Raw genomic sequence first — 7,576 nt, 5'->3', positions numbered from 1 at the left:
GAAGAGGATCCACCCGTTCCCATTCCGAACACGGAAGTTAAGCTCTTCAGCGCCGATGGTACTGCATGGGAGACTGTGTGGGAGAGTAGGTCGCCGCCGTTTTTCTGGTAAAAGGCCCCAATGAGCTTATTGCTTATTGGGGCTTTTTTTTTTTACTTTGTCGGACGATTGTAAGATTTTTGTAAGAAATCGACTGTATGCTTTAATTCTGGCTGCAAAAATCTCTTTATTCATTACAACCGAACTGCAGAAACTACATGACACCTGAACAAGTAGAAGACCTTCTCATAGAATGGAGTATTTACTCCAGAAAACAGCAGGAAAAAATAATTAACGAATATCAAAAAACTTATGGAAATGAACTCGGTGAATTACATTGGCTGGAATACCTCAAGAAAGTTCTTGAAATAGAAGATTACTGGAAAAAAGTAGGCCTGATATAAATAATTCTTACCCATGAAACTCAGCCGAATTGTTGATGAACCTGCTTTATCAGGCTAACCTGGGGGCAAAAAATACTGAAAATCTCAATTGACAAGGATTCTAAATGAAAAAGTGTCAGTCCAGATTATTTTCAAGCCAGTACAATGTAATTTTTGAAATACGCCCGATAAAACAGATACTTCCTCATGCCCATAGATAACAGAATGATTTTTCTACGTAATCAGCGTTCCACCTGGGCGTTGCCCGATCAAAATTATAAATAACTTTTGTTATTTAGAAGAAAATAATTTATCTGAAAATCACCTGCTGAAGGTTGTATTGCCACGGTTATGATTTTTATTGGCTATTTGTGGCTGGGCCGTAGAATCCGACGACCCCGGTTTATCGAAAAAACGAACCCAAACGAATTATTGAATTTTTCCTTTCAAAAAGGTAACATAAGAAAATATTGTTCCGATTACCCATGAAACTCGGCCAGATGGAAAATGAACCTGCTTTTTCAGGCTGTTCAACAGTCAAAAACAATCCGAATCTTTATTGCTAAAGCATTTAAATGTAACAATGTCAGTTCGGATTTTTGAAATACACCTGATAAAACATGCACACACCCAGACCTACAAATATCATGCTGAGTTTTGTAAGTGATTTGAAATATTACTAACTGCTTATCCAGAAAATTCCTGTTTGCGCTTTCGCTTTCTCATGTGAAAATTGATCAGGATAATTCATATTTACTGGAACAAAGGTGGCAAAATGGGTCCGAAGCATAATCAGACTGACCAATTTATCCAACCTCCCAAAGTGCAGGTTAAAGAGATAGACCGACTTGCACAAAAACTTCTCGAACTCGAACAGGAACTCAATTCCAATATTCCCACTACTCTCTGGATAAGCGATCTCCATGGTGAAGGAGACCGTTTCAAATCCATTCTGAGAGGCAGGTTCGGTATTCTTTATCAGACCTGCCGGGAAGCCCTTCCCTCCACCTTCAGTTCCGAAAAAATCCAGTATCTGACCAAAGTTATCCGAAAAAAACAATATTTCCTCGATGAACACACTAGAATGGACATGCAGGATGTCATCCTGTGTCTCGTCGAAATCCTGAAATACAAACTAACAAATATTACCACCAGGGCCAACGAAATTTTCCGACCAGAATTTCGCGATATCATCAACCGCCTCCTCTCAGGGCTTTCTGTTCCTGACCCAATCTTTGAAGAACCAGTTATCTCCACCAGACTGATCGCCCACCTTGGCCATACCATTCATCAGATTATCCTGGATAGAATCCAGGTTCTCGGAGATGTCTTTGACAGAGGGCCGCAACCGGACAAGATCATCAGAATTCTTTCCTCCAATGCATACCGGGGAATGGTTGATTATGTTTTTGGAAATCATGACATCCTCTGGATGGGTGCCGCAGCCGGTAACCGTTCACTTATTGCTGAAGCATTGCGTATCACTTGCAGATATGATCATTTCGAATTTCTCCACCGCCTCCGTTTCAACTTCACTCCCCTTGCAGAATTTGCAGAACGAACATACCCTGTCGAATATGTTACTGGCAATTTCAAAGCAAAAACCGACAAAGGGCGTTCCATGGAAAAAGCCCTTGCGATTATACAGTTCAAACTGGAAGAACAGACTATTCGAGATTTCCCGCAATATGAAATGGAATCTCGACTGTGGTTGAATCGACTTGCGAACCTTTTAAAGGAAAATGATACATCCGGATTGAACGATACCCATTTTCCGACTATTGATCTTGACAATCCCGGTGAACTCACTGCCGAAGAAGTGCAGATTATCAATGATCTCGAACGCCAGTTCACAACAAATAAGCGTTTAAAACGGCTTCTCCGTTTTTTCTTTACCGTCGGAAAAACATTTCATATTCAAAATAATTTTCTTAATATTCACGCTCTGATACCCTCAACAGCTGATGGTGAATTCGAAGAGTTTCTCGGCCGCAAAGGCAAACTCCTGCTCAGTTTTATCCAGGACACCATCCAACGTGCCGGAGAGCGTTATCTCAAGGGGGAGAAACAAAACCCTGAAGACCAGGCCCTTTTCTTTTATCTCTGGTGTGGTCCAAAATCTCCTTTTTTTGGTAAACATGCCATGAAAACATTTGAGAGATATTTCCTCATCGACAAGGAAACACACACGGAAAGAAGTCTGTACTGGAAAGATAATATGCAACGAACCGAATTCAAACAACTTCTACAGAAAGAATTTGGTGTACAGCGTGTTATATACGGCCACACACCGGTCAATTACAAAAAAGGGGCTTCAATGGCGAGTGAAGATGGGGTGGCTATTAATATTGATGGCGGTTTTGCAGCAGCCTATTACAACCGTGGCCACTCACTGGTACACACTCCCCACCAACTCTATGGTATCATCCTGCCGACACCGGACGAAATCATGGAAGCTGCGAGAAAACTTGAATCCGCCCCCCTTGACATTGAACTTATAGATGAATTCAGACAGCCCATGAAAATAAAGGATACCATTGCCGGAAAAAAAATAAAAAAAGAACGTGATAAGATAATGAGTCTGCTGCGCGAATGTGCAAAACAGGATAAATTTCACACTTATCACATTTAATTAAAGGATGTCTTGAAAAATCAGAATTTTCGTTCCAACTCGAAGGTATATGAGTATTTTTTATTTCCCCGTGACCCAGGGTTTTACGAAAAGGCAATTTTTCAAGGTGACCGTAAAAACCTGACTTCATCATGGATACCAATTACGGGATGGAAATTGTTCGTGCTACAGAAATTGCAGCACTCACCGCGGCAAGACTTCAGGGACTCGGAGACCATGATCATATTCTGAATCAGGCCAGAAAAGCCATCACCAAAACACTCAACAGACTGCATATAGATGGCTGTCTTGTCAACGACCGTTTTACACAACGAAAAGACACCTATCAACTTCCCTCCCGAATTGGCAAAGGAGGAGAAAAAACAGATATAATGGCTGTAGCCCTCGAAGCTCACAGATCCGCAGCCGACGGCAAAAACAATGCTACATCATATGCTGTTATCGCAAAAGAAGGTTCAATCCAGTCCCTGCCCAACCTCTCCATGTATAAAATTGTTGTCGGCCCCAGAGTTGGCCAGGTCATTGATATTAATCAACCTCCGGCTGTCAATGTCAAGCGGGTAGCCAGAACTCTTAGAAAATATACCGAAAATGTGACTGTCTGTATCCTCAATCAAACCCGCCATCAGAAACTGATCAATGAAGTCCGTCAATGCGGAGCGAGGATAAAACTCATTGAAGGGGGTGAAATTTCTGGCTGTCTTGCAGCTCTGAGAGGTGAAAAAGCAGATATTTATATCGGCTACGGTTATGCCCCTGAAGGAGCCCTGGTGGCTGCGGCCATGAGTTGTCTCGGTGGCTACTTTGAAGGGAAGATTTTTTATGAAAACGACCGGGACAGGCAGGAAGCAGCAGAACACGGGATTACCGATTTTGAAAAAATTTTCAGGCTGCAGGATCTGATTAAAGGCAAGGAAGTTGCAATTGCAGCCACCGGTATCACCGACGGAGAATTTCTTGAAGGTGTTCGTTTTACTTCAAATGGTGCCATAACAACATCCTTTGTTGCCAGGGGTGAATCACGAACATACAGAAAGCTGGAGACACACCACTTTTTTGATTATAAACCAGTATTTTAGCAACACAGACAGAAAAAAGTCCTGACAAACAGGACTCAGGTATGAAACAGAAAATCACCCGCTGTTGTCACAGGATTTTCACCTCTTCGGCTTCCCCCCGGGCAGTTCTCTGTAAAAAATGGGTTCCGCCCCTTCGTGTTATTGCAATTTCAAGCCTTTTCCTTCACATGATTTACCTCTCCTTGTTTTCTGCCAGATTTTACAGCGGCTTTCTGGTGATATTTCACATAGTAATCGCCCTGATAATTTTAAATGAATGTCAGAAAAGCGTTAGATACCATACGATTTTAAAAGAATTCAACCACAGGCCCTCCCCTGAATAACAACCTGTTCTACAAGGTCATAACGCAGAAACTACAATAAAAACAATTCTTCTAAATAACAAAAGTTATTTTTAAATTTGACCGGGCAACGCCCAGGTGAAACGCTGATTACGTACAAAACTCTCGGCCTGATAAAGCAGGCACATCCCCAATCCGGCTGAATTTCATGGGTAATCAGGAGAACAATTATTACCTTTTTTCTTTACATTTCAGTTCTATCCATCCGATAATAATAGAGCGGTACTGAATGCTGATCCGCGACTGTATTTTTCCGGTATCGGTTGACCGGTGAATAATCCTAATAATAATTTATATGTCCAATGCAATCCGAGAATCTTTGTACATCAGGAAATGACGACAACCGGAACAGATTACCGCAAAATGGTAAACATGGTAAAGGAACCGGGTTCATCAATATAGAAAGACGGATACGAAGCCATACCGTATTCCATATTGATGAATTCACCAGCAGATCATCCCTTCCCCGGCCAACACACTGGTCTGTGGCCTGGTCGGATCTGATGATGACCATGTTCATCCTCTTCCTTGCCATGTTTGTATACCAATCCGCCAACGAAGAATTTCTTGGTAAAAAGAAGCCGGAAATCCTTGGTGGAGACACCACGGAAGCTCTTGATTCAATGGATGCAAGCGGTGCTTCCTTTCCTTTTGTCCCTATTAAACCCAGTCTTCCCATAATGACTGCCGGAACAATAAAAAAGGTCGTAAAAATTCCTGAAAACTCCACCCCGCAAGAAAACGTCCAAAAAAAACAGGAGAAGATTGAACCGTTTCCCTCCATGGAAACCAAGGTCTCGTCACAACTGGCACCGGAAAAAATCGTGCTGGCAATTCCGGAAGAAAAAAAAATAATCGAAGAACCTGAGGAAATTCTGGAACCTCGTCCCCTTCCGGATCAGGAACTAAGTTCCCCTGTGAAAAAAGACCAGTTCCAGGAAATATTTACCCTGAGCAAAGATGCGCTTGAATCGAATAATCTCGAAAAATTTGCCACTGTTGATCTTATTCCCGATAAAACCATGCGCATCATACTGACAAGTGACCTGCTTTTTGGACTTGGGGAGAGCGAACTGTCTGCTGAAGCAAAAAAATCCCTGCAGAAAATTGCCGCTGTAATCAGGCTTACACCTTATATGATCAATATTGTCGGCCATACCGATAATATCCCCATGCGATCCAACCGGTTTAAAAGCAACTGGGAACTGTCGGTCGCCAGAGCCAGTACAGTCGCCCGGTTCTTCATTGACAACATGGGCATGAATCCTAATCAGTTCGTAGTCAGTGGCTACGCCTCCTACAGACCTCTCAAGCCAAACACCACCGCAGAAAATCGTGCAAAAAACCGCAGGGTGGAAATCATAATCAGTAAAAGACTTCCCAGACCCCAGAAACCTACAGCTGAAAATCTGAAATAAAACCGGAAAAATGATGAAAAATAAAACTACAATGGGTCTTCTTCTCAGTATCGCTCTTTTTATCCTGGGCTTTTTTATCCACGGAAATATTTCCCTCTATTTCAACATATCCGGACTCCTGATCGTCTGTGGAGGTACATTTGCCGCATCACTGATCAGTTTTAAATTCGAACAACTGCGTATTGTCGTCAAAGTTCTTCTTTCCGCTTATAAAAACCCGATAAAAAAAGAAACTGAAATCATCAATATCCTGATTGATCTCTCAATACGGTCAAAAATGGAGGGCATCCTGTCCCTGCAGAATCAGGAAAACGAAACAACTGTTCTCTTTCTGAGAAGAGCCCTAGGCTGCCTGGTGGACGGATATCAGATTGAGCAGATCAGGGATATTCTTAATACGGAGATGTATTTCTTTAAACTTCGAAGAGAAGATTGCGAACGGATCCTCAGAACAATCGCCGATTATTTCCCGGCTTTCGGTATTATCGGCTCGGTCGTGGGCCTTATTACAATGCTGGGCGGCATAGGTGATACTTCGATCATTCTGAAAGCAATTCCCATAGCGCTCACATCAACTCTTTACGGACTGATTTTTGCCAACTTTTTTTTCCTCCCCTTTGCATCCATTATCAGGGAAAGAACCAATCAGGAACTGCTGCTGCAGAAAATAATCATGGAAGGCGTCATTGCCATCAGCACAGAAATGAACTCTGTTATTCTGAAAACAAAACTGGAATCGTTTCTGACTCCCTCAGAGCGGGAAGCCAGTCTTGTCTCATACGCCAAAATACGAGAACGTTTTGCAATAGAACAAAAGGAAAAGCAGGAAAACAGCGATCAACAAGCTATTTAACCTGTTTAGCAGGGGCAGTTCTTGAAACGGAGTGGTCAAGTCGTACAATTCCTTCCAGGAGCAGATGATCAATACGCTCATTGATCAAAATTTCCTCCCGGGAAGGATATTGATTAATAAAAAAGAAAAACATCCCTTCCTTCCACCTGAGGGTTTCAAAAAAAGCTTCACGGGCTTGCATCTTCAGTGTCTCGGAGAGATTTTCAAATTCAAGAAAGCCTTTTCTTACAAGGATATCACCCAGACGCCTTCGTCCACCGTGTTGCCTGTGAATTTTCAGACACTGCTTCAGCTGTAATTCAGAGATACGCCCGGATTCGAGCAGGAGATCACCAATCCTTTTCTGATGAGTACCGAGAGCACCAAAAATAAGTATCCCCCGCTGGAAGAAAAAACTGCCGCTATTGCCATTTGTAACAATACGCAATTCTCCTGACAGGGTCGCATAATCAAGAAACTGAAAAACATAGTTCAGCTCAATTGCCCCAATATCACCCTGAAGGGATACTCCACCCCTGTGGCGTGCATCAAGTTTCATTTTTTATCATTTTCTCCTGCCTCAAAAAAAAGACCCAGGCATTTACTGTATATAGGAGGGCTAGCTCATAGTTCAATTTCAAGATATGTTCAATGAAAATATGTGGAATACTTCTATTGTAATGAAAGTCACTCCTAAAAGCAACTCCATCTTAATGTTAGTTGTATATATTTTCTCGAAAAAACTGATGCGGCTGTCGCTGTTTCATAATCTATTTATCTTCTAAATAACAAAAGTTATTTTTAAATTTGACCCGGCAACGCCCAGGTGGAACGCTGATTACATACAAAACT

General features: G+C 42.1%; 6 protein-coding genes and 1 rRNA gene. 6 read left to right on the top strand and 1 reads right to left on the bottom strand.

What is annotated here, in order from left to right; translation table 11 throughout:
- From rrf to ACXLDX_RS15325, 6 genes are all read left to right on the top strand, one after another.
- A 5S ribosomal RNA gene (gene rrf, locus ACXLDX_RS15350) occupies positions 1 to 102 on the top strand; the annotation flags it as partial.
- A 155-nt stretch (positions 103 to 257) separates the two neighbouring features.
- Positions 258 to 443: a hypothetical protein gene (locus ACXLDX_RS15345; RefSeq protein ID WP_457578064.1), complete on the top strand. Its 186-nt coding sequence runs from the start codon at positions 258 to 260 to the stop codon at positions 441 to 443.
- Between the two features lie 754 nt (positions 444 to 1,197).
- Positions 1,198 to 3,054, top strand: coding sequence for a fructose-bisphosphatase class III (locus ACXLDX_RS15340; RefSeq protein WP_457578063.1), 1,857 nt, complete (start codon positions 1,198 to 1,200; stop codon positions 3,052 to 3,054).
- 131 nt (positions 3,055 to 3,185) lie between these two features.
- Positions 3,186 to 4,133, top strand: a complete 948-nt coding sequence (locus ACXLDX_RS15335) for a fructose-bisphosphatase class II family protein (RefSeq protein ID WP_457578062.1) — start codon at positions 3,186 to 3,188, stop codon at positions 4,131 to 4,133.
- Between the two features lie 643 nt (positions 4,134 to 4,776).
- A complete protein-coding gene (locus ACXLDX_RS15330) occupies positions 4,777 to 5,892 on the top strand; it encodes an OmpA/MotB family protein (protein ID WP_457578061.1) in 1,116 nt (371 codons plus the stop codon).
- 10 nt (positions 5,893 to 5,902) lie between these two features.
- The gene (locus ACXLDX_RS15325) at positions 5,903 to 6,745 is read left to right on the top strand and encodes a motility protein A (protein ID WP_457578060.1); all 843 of its coding nucleotides are present in this window, start codon (positions 5,903 to 5,905) and stop codon (positions 6,743 to 6,745) included.
- Here ACXLDX_RS15325 and ACXLDX_RS15320 read toward each other — a convergent pair.
- On the bottom strand, positions 6,738 to 7,283 hold the full coding sequence (locus ACXLDX_RS15320; RefSeq protein WP_457578059.1) for a DUF4388 domain-containing protein: 546 nt from the start codon (positions 7,281 to 7,283) through the stop codon (positions 6,738 to 6,740). The two genes, ACXLDX_RS15325 and ACXLDX_RS15320, sit on opposite strands and share 8 nt — an antisense overlap.
- Positions 7,284 to 7,576: the final 293 nt, after the last annotated feature.

The sequence above is a fragment of the Desulfomarina sp. genome, assembly GCF_054039375.1.
This window is presented reverse-complemented; position numbering and strand designations above follow the sequence as displayed.